Source organism: Paenibacillus sp. NRS-1760 (assembly GCF_050467785.1).
Taxonomy (GTDB): domain Bacteria; phylum Bacillota; class Bacilli; order Paenibacillales; family Paenibacillaceae; genus Pristimantibacillus.
The window spans coordinates 1-16,740 of sequence record NZ_JBITPK010000003.1 but is presented as its reverse complement, the minus strand read 5'-3'; the positions used below and the strand labels follow the sequence as shown (position 1 = coordinate 16,740).

13 protein-coding genes are annotated in these 16,740 nt (G+C 45.4%); 8 read left to right on the top strand and 5 right to left on the bottom strand.

The genetic code is table 11. From position 1 onward, the window contains the following. Positions 1–110: 110 nt before the first annotated feature. The 4 genes from ACIFSR_RS00375 (at position 111) to ACIFSR_RS00360 (ending at position 3,106) form a co-directional block, all read left to right on the top strand. Positions 111–1,037 (top strand): LacI family DNA-binding transcriptional regulator, encoded by a 927-nt coding sequence (locus tag ACIFSR_RS00375; protein WP_430053993.1) that lies wholly within the window; start codon positions 111–113, stop codon positions 1,035–1,037. A 38-nt stretch (positions 1,038–1,075) separates the two neighbouring features. Then, the gene (locus ACIFSR_RS00370; protein WP_430053991.1) at positions 1,076–1,234 is read left to right on the top strand and encodes an IS3 family transposase; all 159 of its coding nucleotides are present in this window, start codon (positions 1,076–1,078) and stop codon (positions 1,232–1,234) included. A 553-nt stretch (positions 1,235–1,787) separates the two neighbouring features. Next, entirely contained in the window at positions 1,788–2,621 is an 834-nt protein-coding gene (locus tag ACIFSR_RS00365) for a sugar phosphate isomerase/epimerase family protein (protein WP_430053989.1), read from the top strand. A gap of 14 nt (positions 2,622–2,635) precedes the next feature. Then, the gene (locus ACIFSR_RS00360; protein WP_430053987.1) at positions 2,636–3,106 is read left to right on the top strand and encodes a heme-degrading domain-containing protein; all 471 of its coding nucleotides are present in this window, start codon (positions 2,636–2,638) and stop codon (positions 3,104–3,106) included. Positions 3,107–3,191: 85 nt separating this feature from the next. On the opposite strand, the gene thrC is transcribed toward ACIFSR_RS00360, so the two are convergent. The 5 genes from thrC to ACIFSR_RS00335 all read right to left on the bottom strand — a co-directional run bounded on the left by thrC (position 3,192) and on the right by ACIFSR_RS00335 (position 11,472). Beyond that, a complete protein-coding gene (gene thrC, locus ACIFSR_RS00355; RefSeq protein WP_430053985.1) occupies positions 3,192–4,586 on the bottom strand; it encodes a threonine synthase in 1,395 nt (464 codons plus the stop codon). A gap of 219 nt (positions 4,587–4,805) precedes the next feature. Next, complete coding sequence (locus tag ACIFSR_RS00350) at positions 4,806–9,497, bottom strand: S-layer homology domain-containing protein (protein WP_430053983.1); 4,692 nt, start codon at positions 9,495–9,497, stop codon at positions 4,806–4,808. A 269-nt stretch (positions 9,498–9,766) separates the two neighbouring features. Further along, on the bottom strand, positions 9,767–10,303 hold the full coding sequence (locus ACIFSR_RS00345; RefSeq protein ID WP_430053980.1) for a DUF2812 domain-containing protein: 537 nt from the start codon (positions 10,301–10,303) through the stop codon (positions 9,767–9,769). Further along, positions 10,296–10,622 (bottom strand): PadR family transcriptional regulator, encoded by a 327-nt coding sequence (locus ACIFSR_RS00340; protein ID WP_339205035.1) that lies wholly within the window; start codon positions 10,620–10,622, stop codon positions 10,296–10,298. Before ACIFSR_RS00340 ends, ACIFSR_RS00345 begins: the two co-directional genes overlap by 8 nt. A 193-nt stretch (positions 10,623–10,815) precedes the next feature. Then, positions 10,816–11,472, bottom strand: coding sequence for a pentapeptide repeat-containing protein (locus ACIFSR_RS00335; RefSeq protein WP_430053977.1), 657 nt, complete (start codon positions 11,470–11,472; stop codon positions 10,816–10,818). Positions 11,473–11,741: 269 nt separating this feature from the next. Here ACIFSR_RS00335 and ACIFSR_RS00330 point away from each other — a divergent pair, with 269 nt between their 5' ends. The 4 genes from ACIFSR_RS00330 to ACIFSR_RS00315 all read left to right on the top strand — a co-directional run bounded on the left by ACIFSR_RS00330 (position 11,742) and on the right by ACIFSR_RS00315 (position 16,420). Next, positions 11,742–13,016 (top strand): DUF3895 domain-containing protein, encoded by a 1,275-nt coding sequence (locus tag ACIFSR_RS00330; protein ID WP_430053974.1) that lies wholly within the window; start codon positions 11,742–11,744, stop codon positions 13,014–13,016. A gap of 315 nt (positions 13,017–13,331) precedes the next feature. Beyond that, complete coding sequence (locus ACIFSR_RS00325; protein ID WP_076267328.1) at positions 13,332–13,856, top strand: DUF4358 domain-containing protein; 525 nt, start codon at positions 13,332–13,334, stop codon at positions 13,854–13,856. A gap of 5 nt (positions 13,857–13,861) precedes the next feature. Next, complete coding sequence (locus ACIFSR_RS00320) at positions 13,862–15,250, top strand: MBOAT family O-acyltransferase (RefSeq protein ID WP_430053971.1); 1,389 nt, start codon at positions 13,862–13,864, stop codon at positions 15,248–15,250. Positions 15,251–15,271: 21 nt separating this feature from the next. Continuing rightward, complete coding sequence (locus ACIFSR_RS00315) at positions 15,272–16,420, top strand: DHHW family protein (protein ID WP_430053968.1); 1,149 nt, start codon at positions 15,272–15,274, stop codon at positions 16,418–16,420. Positions 16,421–16,740 lie beyond the last annotated feature (320 nt).

The window sequence follows — 16,740 nt, the reverse complement described above, 5'->3', positions numbered from 1 at the left end:
TTCAGTATAGGGCGTTTCCCGTGGCTTGTCAACGGCAAGTTTGACATCCTTCCAAGTTCGGACTTATGATTATCTAAACTTTTGATCCTAACGAGGCGGTTACTGATACGATGAAAAAAACGACACTTCGCGACGTAGCCAAAGAAGCCGGCGTCTCCGTCGCCACCGTAAGCTATGTCCTTAATTACGTGAGCACCCAGACGATTCCAGAAGAGACGCGGCAGCGGGTCTTTACGGCAGCGAGCAAGCTTCATTACGTTCAAAATTTGACGGCGAAGTCGCTCTCACTGGGTAAAACCAACGTCCTCGGCGTGCTGTTCGTCAGCACCGGAGACGCCCGCATTCCAAAGCCGGTCAGCTACGGAGCTTTCCTTGACGGATTAGAGCGCCGATGCCGGGAGAAGAGCTATCATCTCCTTGTATCCCAAATTGATCCGGCCAAACCCAATTTCGAGATCATTGCCGAGCGCAAGCTGGATGGCGTCTTTCTGATTGACGCTATGGCCCAATCCTTCCATGCGATATCGAGGAATCTGCAATACGGCTCGCCGTTGGTTATCGTGGACAGCTTGATCGACGATTCCTTGTTCCGGCAAGTCAATCCTGATTTCCAACGATTGTTCAGTGATCTGAACTCGTCATTGCCGGCCGGACAGCCTTATGCACTCATTCACGAACACATGTCGAACGAGCGGTATCACGAAATCATTCGATCCGCCTCGGGATTGGACGAATCGCTCGTATTTGCGGCCACCAGCGACGAAGAGTCGCTCAAGCAATTTATCCAGCAGCACGAGAACAAGCCTCTCGTCGTCTTCAACGAATTTTTGGCCTTGCAGGTACTGAAGTACCTGAGCCCGGAGAACCTTGTCGTCGTCTGCACCTCGGAATGCCCGGAACTCCTTCCCGAGCAGGTCACAAAGTTCGTTTTCACTCGTTCCAAGTCCGAGGTCGCTTTCGGCTTGATGAGCGCGCTACTGCACACTCCTTTCGGCACTTCCGAGGATCAGTACATCTCTCTGAGCAAGAAGGATTAAACGGCTGGGGCTCGTCATGAACCTATGAGACATAGAGGATGAACAGATCCATAGAACGAGTAGCTCGCTGTATCTTTAAGACGGATTTCGCTAACCATGCGCATTTCCTCGCGGAAGAACAGTTTGACATCGAACCCCATGATTACGTCCATTGGTTCAATTTCCATAAACCACGGGACACTAGATTATTTTATTAAATGACATGGTTATCTTTAATACGTTTGCAGATGATGAATTCTAATATGTTGTGACATGAAGTTAATCCACCAGTTGAACATATACATTTTTTAATTAGACTTATAATTGAAAAATAGAGTTGCACCTAGTCAATTTACAGGAATTCTAAAGGTACCTTAATTAAATAATCTAAAAGAAATGCTCGCCTTTGAATTAGGCGAGCATTTCTTTCTTTAAAAAAAGCTTAGTAATATTCAGAATTTCTTCAGAAAGTTCCTAGTCAGTAACTAAGCATTCTTCTCTATACTGATATTGTCGGGCGACCTCTACACTATTTATGTCTGCCTTTTTCAATTGTTGCTAGCCTCTTTCATGAACGCATGTTTATGCCATTATCACATACATTTCATAAATTGGCTGTCATTCCCTTTGCAGCAACAAAATTTTATTTTTTCAAAGTGCTCATTCTTATCAAAAGATTGATCTTGTATAAACACGTGTTTATGTTATACTTTGCTCAACATAAGTTATTCCTGCCAGCGAGAAAATATTCGAACAAAGGACGGGGTTTCGATGAGGCTTGGAGGTCAGGTTTTTCTAGAAAATAAAAATCCTGAAAGTTGGTCAAATGCACTTATACAAGCGGGCTTCCGCGCAACAACCTGCCCCATAGACGGCAATGAAGATATTAGCGAGCTGGATGATTACTTAGCCGCAGCAGCAAAACATGATATTCTGATTTCCGAGGTCGGCGCATGGAGCAACCCCATTAGCCGAAATGAGGAAACAAGGCGCAAAGCGATTGCATACTGCATGCAGCGTCTGGAACTTGCAGAACGGATGGCTGCGCAGTGCTGCGTAAACATTGCCGGGTCACGCGGCGAACAATGGGACGGACCCGATCTAGACAATTTCAGCGATGAAACCTTTGAGCTCATTGTAGAGACGACACGTGAAATTATCGATGCGGTTAAACCAGAAAGAACCGTATTTGCCTTGGAAATGATGCCGTGGGTATTCCCAGATTCGGCTGACTCCTATCTTTCCTTGATCAAAGCGATCGATCGCAAAGGCTTTGGCGTACACTTCGATCCCGTCAATATCATTAGCAGCCCTCGGGCCTATTACCAAAATGGCGAGATCATCCGTGATTTTTTTGCAAAGCTTGGGCCATATATTCGGAATTGCCATGCGAAGGATATTTTGCTGCGCGGCCAATTGACCGTTCATATGGATGAGGTCATCCCAGGTCAAGGTGTGCTTGATTACCGGACATTTCTTACCGAGCTGAACAAGCTGCACCCGGATACGACGCTCATTATCGAGCACCTATCCACCAATGAGCAGTATCAGCAAGCTCGGGAGTACATATGCAAGACGGCTTCAGAGCTTAATATATCGCTGTAAAGGAGATCGGCATAATGAATCACGAACAACTCCTAGAGGAATTGAAGCGCGAGGAAGAGGAGCTGCAATTCGACTCCTTCACGAACGAAACCGCGCTGCAAGTCGGACTTGGGCTCATTGAGCAGGCCAAATCGGAGAACAAGCCGGTAACGATTGATATTCGAAAAGGCGAACAACTGCTGTTTCACTATGCTTTTCCGGGCACCTCGGCAGACAATGATGACTGGGTCACGCGAAAAGCACGCGTCGTCAATCGTTTTGGAGTCAGCTCCTATCGTATGGAAATCGAGTTGCGCGCTGCCGGTACAACGCTTGCCGAGCGTTTTTCGTTATCCCCTTCGCTCTATGCTCCTTATAACGGAGCGTATCCCATCTACGCTCGAGGGTTCGGGGTAATCGGAACCATTGCTGTATCCGGATTGCCGGATGATCAAGATCATAAGCTGATCACTTCTGTGCTCCGAAATATACTTAAACGAGCCTAAATGTAGGTTCCAATAGAAAAAAGGCAGCAGCGAAAGGATTTCTCCTCTAGCTGCTGCCTTTTCCATCGTATCCAAGCATGAATGATTATGCGTTATAAAATGCTTCTAATTCGCTAACGACCGCTGCAAGCGATCCGTCTACGCGAGTCTGACGCTGTTCTTTGTTGAACAGTGAAGCGATTTGCTCAGGGAATTGCTGCTCGATGCCGCAAAGCTCGATGGCTTCGTTGAACTTAGCCGGATGAGCCGTCGCAAGCGAGATCGTGATTCCTTGTTCATTGCTGTATTTATCAGCCGCAGCGACGCCGCAAGCTGAATGCGGATCAAGCAGGTAGCCGTTTTCCGCTTCATATTTCTTAATCGTGCTCAGGCACTCTTGGCCTTGTACGCCATGCGCGCCAAACTCGGCTTGCACTCTGCTCAGCGCATCGCCGGAAATGACGATTTGTCCTTCGGCTTTGAACTGATCCATCAGACTGCGAATTTGAGCAGCATCCTCGCCAAGCACATAATACAAGTAACGCTCAAAGTTGCTGGCTACTTGAATGTCCATCGATGGGCTGTACGTGCTGCGGAAGTCGCCCGGCTTGTACACGCCCTCAAGAATAAAGCGCTCCAAAATATTGTTCTCATTCGTAGCTAGAATGAGCTTGCCTACAGGAAGTCCCATACGCTTCGCTAGGTAACCTGCAAAAATATCACCGAAGTTGCCTGTCGGTACGCTAAAGTTAACCTGCTTCGCATCCGTCTGCTTCGCCACTTGGAAGTAGGCATAGAAATAGTAAACCGTCTGTGCCAAGATTCGAACAAAGTTGATGGAGTTGATCGCCGCAAGCTGATTGTTAGCTTTAAAATCAAGGTCAGCGAACAAATCCTTAATCATGCGCTGGCAATCGTCGAAGTTGCCATCTACAGATAGATTCAGTACATTGTCGTCCTGAACCGTCGTCATTTGCAGCTCTTGTACTTTACTTACTTTGCCATGTGGATGTAGAATACAAATCTTGATGCCGTCTTTGCCTTTAACGCCCTCGATTGCTGAAGCTCCTGTATCGCCGGAAGTAGCACCGAGTATATGAATTTTTTTATTTTGCTTCGCTGCAACATACGTATAAAGCTGGCCCATGAACTGAAGCGCGATATCTTTAAATGCAAAGGTAGGACCGTGGAACAGCTCCAGCAAATAAAGATCATCCTTCAGCTTGCGGACAGGCGTTACTTCCGGGTCACGGAAAGCAGCATAGCTCGCGTACACCATATCCTTCAAATCCTGTGCTGGAATCTCATCATTCGTAAAATGCGAGAATATAGCAAGTACAAGCTCTTGATAGCTAAGATTCTGCCATTCCTTTAATGTTTCAGCTGAAATAACTGGAATTTCGCTCGGAACAAGCAGTCCTCCATCGTTGCCTAAGCCCATCATAAACGCATCGATAAACCCTATTTTGCCAACATTTCCTCTTGTACTAATGTACTCCATCTGTAAATAGCCTCCTACATGCGCACAATTATCGTCAAATTTCGTTATCTAAATCATATCATCGTTTTCCATAATAATCGATTGTTTTCACAACAGTATATCATTTTTATCGTCTAACAAGCTAAAACGCATTCGGCGTTCTTTAGAAAAAAATATACTGCCTTATATTTAAATAAACGAAAGACATCCCTTATTTTGGGATGTCTCGCGTTAAACCTGCTATTTGACGAAGTTTGCTACAATCGATGCAATCTCGGCGCGTGTAATCTTTTCCTTTGGCCTGATTGAACCATCCTCATAACCTTTAATGATACCCGCTTCCGTTAATGCTGCTATCGCTTCTTTGGCCCAGTTGGACACGCTGGGCTCATCCGCAAAGGATGGTTTTGCCGCTCCGGAGGCAACGATCATTTGGCCTTTAACCGCTCTATACAAAATAACGAATGCTTCCTCTCTCGTCATTTCCTGATTCGGCTTGAAGCTGCCATCATCGAAACCAGTTATAATTCCAGCGGCATACAAGCCATTCACATATTTACTATACCAAGCCGTCGGCGTAATATCTCCGAAGCCAGATTCACTGCTTTCTGCTTTGAGGCCTAACAATCTGTAAATAACAGCTGAAAATTCCGCTCTGCTCATTTCCTGATTAGGCTTAAAGCTGCCATCTGGAAAACCGCCCAAAATGTTTTGGTCTGACAGCTTGTTAATCGATGCTGCTGCCCAGTGCCCTGCTGTATCTTTGAAATGCGGCTCTGGATCTGGGCTCGGTGTTGGAGCCGGACTTGGTGTTGGGTTCGTTCCAGGGTTTGGCGTCGGACTAGGCGTTGGATCTGGACTCGGACTTGGTGTAGGGTCCGGGCTAGGGCTTGGTGTTGGATCTGGAGTTGGGCTAGGCTCTACGCCAGTGTCCTTCTTTTTCTCCACCGTTACGACAACCTTAGCTGTAAATCCGCCGTCTACCGTCACAACCGTAAGGGTAGCTGTTCCTTCTTTTAGAGCTGTAACAATGCCGTTTGTATCGACTGATGCAATGGCTGCTGCATCGCTGGACCATAACACGGCTTTATTATCCGCATTCAGCGGTGCAACTTCTGCATTCAGTTGCAGCTGCTCTTCTTCCTTCAGCGTAACCACATCCTTGTTCACCGTAACTCCTGTTACATGAACAGCCGTATCCAGCTGCTTCAACACAGTGAACGTGAACGTTCTTGATACAGTCGATTTTCCATCTGATAGAACAGCGGTCAGTGTTACAATTTCATCTCCATTTTCAAAAACAGGCCGTGCAACAGTACCGCTATTACTAATGATTGACTCATTATCTGATTGCCATGTAATGGTTGCTCCATGCAATCCAGTCGTTGGCAGCTCAAGATCCGTCAGCACTGCATCCTTGCTGCTATTCTCCCCAAGGAAGCTCAGGTCATCTAATTGATCGGCAGCATGTTGTAGCAGCAGCACCTCCATGCTTGACAGCTTCTCATTTGCCGCCACATGAAGCTCGCTCACTTCAGAGGCAGGAAGTGCGCCATTATAGATTTGGAAGTCTGCGATCATACCGCCAAAATAAGCATCTCCCGCATAAAAGGATTTTCCAATAATACCGCTGATGCCGTTTTTATTGTTAATTTGATCGAGAGTAAAGCCGCCAGCATTACCAGATGAGACTAGCTGGCCGTCTACATACAGCGACAGCTTGTTTTCTGTACCCGACATTACTGCCGTAACGAGCTTCCAATCATCTGATTGGAGCAGCGGCGCTTTCGTCGCCACTTCATTGCGCCAGCCATTCGTTGCGATACCGAGCCGCGCCGTGCTGTCTGCATTATATTTTGGCGTCACATACAAATAATGTGTATCGCCTTGTCCAAGCGCAAACAGCCATTCTGCACTGTTCTTGCCTTTCCAATTGACAAGGGCAGATACCGTGACATCCGTCAGCCCATCCAAAATACCCTGCGGCATTTCAATATAAGAGCTTGTATTGCCGCCTGCAAAGCTGATGGCTCCGGCTGCATCTGTCTTAATCCACTCCGCGTTGGCAGGGTTAATCCATGTGCCATTGTATTTGCCAGTCTGGTCAATGACCGAAGTACCTTCCAGCTTGCTCATGTCATAATGGACAATCAGCTCTGCAGGAGTCTCAACAACATCGCCTTTGCTATCCGTTATCATAATCCAGCTAATTTGCGGATCGGAACTGGTTGCACCTGCATTCGCCGCTCGATGCACCGTCAGCTCCAGCTTTCCGTTATCAACGGCTACATTGCCATAGCTAAGCACATCTTTTGCTGAGGAGAAAACATACCCGCTTGTTTTCACCGTTCCGTTCAGCAAAATATCAGCAATCCGTTTGCCGTTTGAATACTGGGACCACGGGTCGTACAAGCCTACATAAACATCGTAGCTTCCATTATCGATGTCGAAACGGTACGAGAGATCATTGCCAGCATTGCTTTTCAAATAACGCAATCCATCAAAAATATTGCCGCTGTTCGTACCGGATGTCAGCGTATTGTCTCCGATATAACCCCAAGTTTGATTGTTCGCCGGATCGTATTTCTGATCGATAACGTTTCCGTTTAGCAAATGCTCTTCGCCAATCAATTGAGTAATATCTTTATAATCTGACGTTTCCGCACCGCCTGCATGAACAAAATAAGCGCTGCCCTCTGGAATGACATACATCTGATGTTCGATTATTTTATTGGAGAGCTCAGTCAGCTTGCCGCTGACGCGCACCGTCCCCGGAATTTTAAATGACGCTTCATTTATGCTCCAGCTCATCGGCGTATCCTTCACCGTTCCATCCGATAAGGTCACTTGTACAGTAGTCGGAAGTGCTGGCGCTTTGCCAATTGTTGTACTTGCAGGAAGCGGAGTATTTAATGTCACCTTCCCCATGCTGTCGAGCAAATCAAGCGACCACTCATCATGCCATTGAAGGGCAATTTCATCATTTTGACCAAATTCAATCGGCAGCCAAATATAGCGGGAATTCGCAAGATCGTTTTGATTCCAGCGGTCACCCATATAGATGAATTTCCCCGCAGCCGCGTCTACTGTAATCACTTGAGTGCTCTGCGAGCCATAGGTCGTTGAGCTTCCAGGCGCAACATCGCGCATCGTTTTCCACGGTCCCATCATGCTGTCGGCAACCGTATATTTGCCCACGTTCGGAGCCCAGCCCGTCGCACCGGATGAAATCATGTAATATTTCCCTTGGTACTTAAATAGTGCTGGTGCCTCGCGCTGAGCTAGCGGGAATACGCGCACATAGTCCTCGCCATGCACTCCCTTGTACTCCGTATCTCGCTCCTCGTTGCCGTCTTTATGCCAACCAACAACATCTGTATACGAATCATTGAGCTTGGAGATGTACATCGTTAAATTTTCTTCACTCGAATAAATCAAATAACCGGTGCCGTCGTCATCCTTGAATAACGTCATATCCCGAGCCATGCCTGGCTGGTTTGGCTGGCCGTTATCCGTTGCTCCCTTAGGCGCTTGGTCCATGCGGTGGCTCTCCTGATAGACAAAAGGACCGAGCGGAGAGTCACTAAGCGCATAACCGGCTTCTGCTTTCGCATAGTTGGCTGTCGATGTCGCACTTGGGCCATCCGTGTGCATCCACATCACATATTTTTTTGTGTGATCGTTATAAATGACTTTAGGACGCTCAATGATGCGGTCCGTACCGATGTCGTTCAAAATATCAGCTTGATCTGTCCGACCAGCATATAGCTCTGAAATAAGCGGATCATTCTCAAAGTCATCTATGGAACCGATCGCTGTCAGGGCGAGTCCATGATCCTCCCAGTTGTACAAATCCTTGGACGCGTAAACCCTTACCCCTCTGGCAGGCAAATAACCATAGGTTTTATCCTCGCCGTACCAGTAATAGGTTTGTGTATTCTCATCAAACATCATGCCAGCGCCGTGCGCTTGAATGAGCGCTCCGTTCGTATCTCTCCAAACCGCACCGGGTTTAAAAGAATTGTATGTCTCTTTAACTGCCAGCTCTGATATCGCCTTTGATAATGCTGCGATAGCCGAAATAATCTGCTCCTGAATTGCGAGATCCGTAATATCCGCACCGCTGCCCACTAGCGATTGCAGAATGGAATCACTCTCTTGAATGACCTCGTTCAGTACTGCGAGACTGAATGGCGTATATTTCGTGTTTGCTGCTTCAGCTCTTGCTGCTGCAATCTTGTCATCTAAATCAGAAAGTGGAACCGTTCTGTTCTGTCTAATGATGAGATAATTAACGAGTGGATCGTTATAGTTTGAGAGCGCAGCTGTTGCCGGCCCTTGTATCCTTACGTTTAACATCCCATCGGTAACGCTGATTTTGCGATAAGTAACCGATTTTTCAGCCCCTTCACCGCCAATTGCAAAATCACCGCCAGAAACGTTATTCCCTTCCAGCAGCAAGTTCACGCTTCTTCCGCTCCACGGATTATTAAAGCCAAAGGTCACGTCATATTCGCCTGTTGGCAGCTCAAAGTCATAAGCCAGTGCCTTATCTCTAACCTGCGTACCGTTATAATATCTTAACGATCCGGATTTGGTCGTTGCATCCCAGACGTTTGTGCCGCTCGTTGTCGTCACCAAGCCCCATGATTTAGACGTTAGGGGATCAATTCCATATACCTGCTCCGTAATCGAGCTATACAAGCCCAGCTTGTCGTTCCCTTCAACCGTCTTCGGGGTTGAATCACCTGCATTAACGAAATATAAAATATAATCGTTATCCTTCAGCTCCTGCTCTGTAAAATCGTCGGTGACAGCTAAAGCTTCCTCTAGCCCTTCACTTGCTGCGTTTACAGGGGCAAGCGAGGTTAGAAAACTTGCTAATAGAGAGAAGCATAGCGCCAAAGACAGCCATTTCTTTCTTTTCAACAATTGAATTCCTCCTTTAGTTTGGGTATCCGCTCTTTATGTATGCGTTTGCAGATCATGCTGCTTAGAACGTCTCCATGAATGTTAGCCTAGGTGTACCGTCTCTTCAACTGAACAATTTAGACAGCAATGAACTTCCATTAGACCGCCTAATTCTTCCGAAAATGAAGCGTTTATGTTCACTCAGGTTTGATTTTTTCACCTGCTCAAAACGGTGTGCACACATGTGAAAAAAGAAAAGAGACTGCCCGTGGGCAGCCTCTACTTCTGTGCTATTTATGCAAATCTCGTCTCTTGATAAGCCTTCGATTATTGGAAACGATACGAATAATACCATAAACAAACAACCCAACAACGATCATATACAAACCTAAAATGATTAATGACCATGGGTTGAACATTTGTAACGGAAAAATGTTAATCAGTATAATGGGAAACTGTGCGAATAATACGACTGAAAGCAGAGACAAAATTCTTTTGTTGCGATCAATTAGAGAGTCCAGATCGGAGTAGATTTCAGGCCGCACCTCACTGTAGGGCATTCGCCAAATAAACCAGCCTGTGCCGGAATATACGAGCTCCCAGCCTGCTTCTTTAAACAGCTGCACATAGTTTGGGTCGTTGTTCATCTGATAGTCGAGGCAATATCTTAGCTTTCTAGTCTCACCCTTCTGGAAATGGAAACGAACGACATTGCCGCTTACTTTCCTCAGATGCCATCCTTCAGCCTCCTCTTGCTCAAGCCATCTCTCTATTTTTTCCGAATCCCAGCTTACCCACCATTTCGTCACCCGTTTCTCGTTATTCATGAAGTTTCCCCTCCACTTTTAAACTATTATGATACAGCTCTCCGATCCGGTTCATTTCTAGTTTGAGCAAGGTTTTACCGTCATCCGTGATGCGATAAAATTTACGCCTATCCTCTTCAAGCACAACTTCAATTAAGCTGTCTTTTTCCATGCGCGACAGGCTTCCGTACAAAGTCCCGGCCCCTAAATGAATTCTATTGTTCGTTAGTTCATCTACATGCTGCATGATCCCGTAACCATGACGAGTCTCTATAAGCGACAGCAAAATATAAAAAGCCGTTTCCGACATTGGCAAATAATTGCGAAGTAATTTCTCCATTGTGACTCGGCTCCTTTTGTGTGGAACTACCGAAAGTGTATATCACCCTATGCTATATCGCATCTCGATATAGCATAACGCGATTATATCACGTCACGATATATAAGTAAATCATTTCCATGCAAAAAAAGACCACTGCTCGTACGCAGTGGTCTTCTTTGTTACCATTTAGGCGTTGGTATACTGCTTGCCATTATGTTCCATCATTCACAACAAGCCCAAAAATCGTCGCCATTGTAATCGCCTGTGCAGGCGAGATGATGCAGCGCCGCAAATCCTCAAGCGAAGCGCCTAAGCTGTTAAATTCACAGCTGCTAATATCGATGCCGCCAAGCTTCGTCTGTGAAAGCTGCGCTTGATCGATATTTGTTTCATGCAGAAAGAAATTAGCTAATGTCATATTGGACATGTCCGCTTTGGCTAACGAGCTTTTTTCGAATTTAACGCCTTTGGCATTGGTGAAGCGCAGTACCGCATAATCCGCCACACATTGCTCGAACCTTACGTTGCGCAGCATCGAGCCTGTCAAATCCATGCCAAGCAGCTTGCAATTAAGGAATGAGACTCGATGAAATACCGCTTCACTTAGATCGATATTTGATAAATCGCAGTTGTCAAAACGAACATCGGTAAATTCCGCTTTTCGCAGGCTTGTCGCCCGAAACGATACGTTATTAAACACCACTCGATCAAAACAAGGCTTATAAGCCGATTGATTATGAACACCGCTGTCTTGAATGATGCTGTCGCTAATCTCAATCTCATCCGCCCATTCGTAATCAGGAACGTCTAAAGATTGCAATTCGCTTGATATTTTAGGAGCTTCAATTTTCTCTTTTTTGCTGGACATAAGTATGAGGACCTGCCTTTATTATGAAATAAAATCTATACAACCTCAGCTTCTTTATATTATACACCTTCAAATCCTGATAGGACGAATTCGTTTTTTAAGCAACAAATCTTAAGGAGGCGGATTGAACATTATGAAAAAACGGGTAATGAGTTGTATTGTTTGGCATCGCTAATGACTTCTTGTGCTCCCCCATCTATAATGTGATTAAATAAAGTATGCAATAAAGGGGGACTTCACTCCCTTTTTAGACGGAATAGAGGTGTGTTATGAAATACGAGATGTCGCTGGAGCAGCGCGATAACATAATGGGAACGCTCACGGAGGAGCAGCGTCATTTTTTGCACCATGAGCTCGTTAGAGGCAGAAGAACGTTGTTCGCACGACAGCTTGCCCGAAAAAAATGCCAGTTCATTCCCGAGGACGCTGAATTCGAGGATATTGAATCGTTTATTGAGGAATGGGACTATATCGGGTTCACCGATAGCGGCGAAGTGTCTCCTCATACAAAATGTGAATGCGGCCGATCCTTGCGCTACCAGCATCAGGTGCTTCATCTCCCTACCAATACGATTCGCTACTTCGGTATCGAGCATTTACAGCTGCATACCGGAATTGATGCGAAAGCCATATCGGATATTATGAAAGGCTTCGACATCCTCGATGGCGAGATGAATGAAATGTTATGCAAATATAGAGATGGCTGGCAGCTCGATCAGCATCTTTTTTTGCCGCTGCCATCTGAGCTTGAAGTACCTGCCGACATTCAAGCACATATCGATGCCAATCTTCCGCTGCTGGAGAGACAGCTGTCTCGGATTCGCAGAAGACTGCATGAGCTCGACCTTGCAAGCAGGAAGAAGCGTATAGCAGCCGCTTTAACCTTCTATGATCAATCGTCTTCAGAAGACGATGAACAGCAAATACCGGAGACCCCGAACCTGCATAGCGACTACCGTTCCGACAAGGACATCATGGAGAACAGCAATCAGCCTGTTGACCCACCAAACCATTCGCAAGGCTCCTTCGATTTTGGAGATAACGATGTAACACAAGGCGTACTCAGCTTTGACAATTCCAATGATGGCCAAGGTGCATTTGTATTTGATGAAATCGAAAACAGTCAAGGCGCATTCGTCTTTGATGAGATTGAGGAGAGCCAAGGCGCGTTTGTGTTCGATGAGCCTCCGGTGAACCAAGATGCGTTTGCATTCGAGGAGGCTGGCAAAAAATTAGGTGCTGCCGCAATGCGAGAATCTGAGCTAAGCAGCTCGAATGCCAAAACTTCAAGTCCCTTTTATTTGTCACAGCCGGCTCAGCGTGTCGTTGATGATGCTCTCAAGTACGGACGTATCAGCACATTAGCAATCTCTAACTTCTTAATTGAACAGAAGCTTGTACAAGATACACGAATGTCTACCGGCAAGCCTGGCATCTACATTGCTGTGGCAGCGTATTTGGACAAGCTTTCAGCAGCAGGCCAATGCGAGCTCGTGCTCGGCAATTCCGAGGATCGCGTTTATTCGAATTCGAAGACTCCGTAATTGCTTTTTGTGCCGAGCGTTCACCCAGCATTCATTCCAAGTTGAATTTCTATTTTTCGAGCCCACTCTGTCCACCTCGTTTTTTGTGAGAGCTTGACCATCGATACATCAAAAAGCATTGCTGCTTCATGGTCAAGCCTCTCCTCTATGGCAAAAACTCCGCGTAATCACTCATTTTTCTCGTAAATTAAATAATCATAATCTTATGAATTATTAACGTTATTTTTTACCATAATAATTAAACCTGCAACATAAACTTAATATTTTCCGTTTTTAAACTTGATAACAAAAATGACACCGAGGAGATTGATTACGATGAAAAAAAGATATTTTGCATTTATGCTTGTCATTGCTTTAGGTTTGGTGCTGACGGCATGCTCAGGTTCGAACTCAAATTCAGGAGCTAATTCTAATACATCAGGCAACAAAGAAGAGCAATTCGTAACAACAAAAACGACAAAAGAGATGGTTGACGGCATGTTGGCCAAAATTGAACAACCCGCGCTAGCAGAAATGACAGGCGACATGGTGAAACAAATGTATTACTTCGATCCATCTATTCTGGAAGAATATACAATTATGTCACCATTAATGAATGTTAAAACAAATGAAATAGCTGTTTTCAAAGTGAAGGATGCTAAAGATATTGCTGCTGTTGAGGACGGAATCAAGAAACGTGCTGCGGATGTTCAAAAATCGTTTGAAACTTATTTGCCAGATCAGTACGAAAACGCCAAAAACTACAAGCTTGTAGCGAAAGGCAATCACGTCTTTTTCGTCATTTCTGAACAAGCGGATAAATTTGTAACTGAATTCGATTCCTTCTTCGCTAAAAAATAAGCAATATGGTATTCAGCAGTCTACTTTTCCTATTTCTATTTCTCCCTGCTGTATTGCTGCTGTATTTCGTGTCTCCGTGGCGAATTAAAAACTTTGTTTTGTTCGCCACAAGCCTCATATTCTACGCATGGGGCGAGCCCGTTTACATTGCAATTATGCTGCTCTCGACGGTTACTGACTACAGCTTCGGACTTGCTCTTAGCAACCCGAAGCGGAGCAACCTGCAGCGGAAATGGATTGTCGTCGCCTCTGTCGTCGTAAACTTAACCTTGCTTGGTTATTTTAAATACGCTGATTTTCTCATTAACAATGTGAATGCACTATTAGGTACACAAATACCATTAACTGAACTGGCGTTGCCAATCGGTATCTCCTTTTATACTTTTCAATCGATGTCCTACATTATTGATGTTTATAGAGGTACAGCAAAGGCACAGCGCAACTGGATTGATTTCGGTACGTTTGTCGCTTTGTTCCCTCAATTGGTCGCAGGACCAATCGTACAATATTCTACAATTGCGGAGCAATTGCGCCATCGCACAGTGAACATCGAGCTGTTCGCTGAAGGCGTTAGACGATTTATTATCGGTTTAGCAAAAAAGGTACTGCTCGCAAACAATATCGGACTGTTATGGAATACGATATCAAGCACAGGAGCAGATACGATGCCTGCCTTGACCGCTTGGCTCGGCATTATCGCCTTTGCCTTCCAAATTTATTTTGATTTCAGTGGTTACTCCGATATGGCCATAGGGCTTGGCATGATGTTTGGCTTTCGGTTTAACGAAAACTTTAAACGTCCTTATACGGCGCAAAGCATTACTGATTTTTGGCGCCGCTGGCATATATCGCTCAGCACCTGGTTCCGGGACTACGTGTACATACCGCTTGGCGGCAACCGCAAAGGTCCATGGATACAGCTTCGCAACATTATGATCGTATGGCTGCTGACCGGTATTTGGCATGGAGCCAGCTGGAACTTTTTACTTTGGGGCTTATACTTCGGCGTTGTTCTTGTGTTCGAGAAATGGTTTGGACTAAAGCTGCTGCAGCGAATGCCAGCTTGGGTTAGGCATGTGTATGCGCTGCTGCTTATTTTGATCGGCTGGGTATTCTTTGCCTTTGACGATTTAGGTAATATGGGTACTTACTTTGCTGCGATGTTTGGCGCCAATGACCAGCCATTATGGAATAATGAAACTTTATATTTATTGTATACAAATGCGATTTTACTCGTATTATTAGTGCTCGCATCCTTGCCTAAGCGCAAGCTCAAGGAAAACAGAAGTACGCGACCCGTTTTACAGCTTGGCTGGCATGCTTTATTGTTCTTTATGTCCGTTGCTTACTTGGTTGATGCGACGTTTAACCCATTTCTTTACTTCCGTTTTTAATGTAAAAGGAGGCTGGCGGTTTTGAGCAAGAAGACGGACCACGTTTTTGTGTGGGGCTTCGTCGGTGTCCTATTTGCTATGTCGTTATTATTTTTTTTACTGCCCGTACAAGCATTCTCGGACGTTGAGAATCGCACGCTCCAGAAGTCACCTGAGCTGACTTGGGATAATCTTTGGTCTAAGAAGTTTGCCGATGATACGGAAAACTACGTAACCGATCATTTTCCTTTCCGAACCAACTGGGTATGGACGAAGTCTGTATTTGAGCAGCTTCGCCTGCAGCAGGAAAATAACGGCATCTACAAAGGCTCTGACGGCTATTTGTTCGAGAAATTTAATGAACCGAACTATAAAGATATAGATGAATACACTGCTGCGGTGAACAAGTTTGTACAAAACCATCCTAACGCCAACATCACCTTTATGCTTGCTCCGACCTCCATAGGCCTGTATCCAGAACGGCTGCCATGGCTGGCTGATGCTTACCCGCAAACGAAGGTAAACAGCTTTATTGCCGATCAGGTTAAAGGGAGCTTGTCCTTTATCGACGGATTCGAATTTCTAGAGCCTGAAGCCGGCAGCAGCAGACCGCTTTATTACAAAACAGACCACCACTGGACGACTTATGGCGCCTATCTAGCCTATGTTACTTACGCGGAGAAGATGGGCTGGACGCCAATGGCCGAGAAGGATTTCGACATCGAGACCGTTACCAGCTCTTTTTTAGGCAGCTATCATACTCGCGGTCAGTTCAGCGGTTTAACACCTGATTCCATTGAAGCCTACAAAGCTAAAAACGGTATTAAAACAGACATGTATGTCGCTGATACGGACAAAACCTTGACGACCATGTTTGATTCGAGCTATTTGGAAAAGAAGGATAAATACTCGTATTTTCTTGGCGGCGTGCACGCTTTAATGACGCTTCACAGCGAGCTTCCTCCGAAGCAAGCCGATATGAAGAAGCTGCTCGTCATTAAAGATTCATATGCGCACAGCTTCCTCCCTTTCCTGACGCAACATGTGGAGGATATCCATGTGATCGACATTCGTTATTATAACGGCAACATTAGTGACTACATGGAGGCCAACGGGATTGAGGATGTCCTGTTGCTGTTTAATACAACAACCTTCATTGCGGAACGCAATTTATTGAAGCTGAAGTATTAATGGTGGGTGTAAGTTCAAATAATAGATTCGCAAAACAAAGGAGCAGCCGCGGTGGCTGCTCCTTTGTTTTTTGGCGTTCCTCTATGAGGCAATTTGGCAGCTGCTGAGCCGTTTAACAGGAAATACTCCCTTTAATTAAAACGATCGCTTTCTCTCAAAGCCACTAGATGGAAAAACTCCTGTTATTTTCAGCATATCCTCATCAAATGGGCCTATTTGACGAATATAGCAGGAGAATCGGTTTAACCCCCTAAATTTGGACACATTCGCTCTCATTCTTATTCAGTCGCATCATACTGCAATTTTTTGAGGCTTTAGTT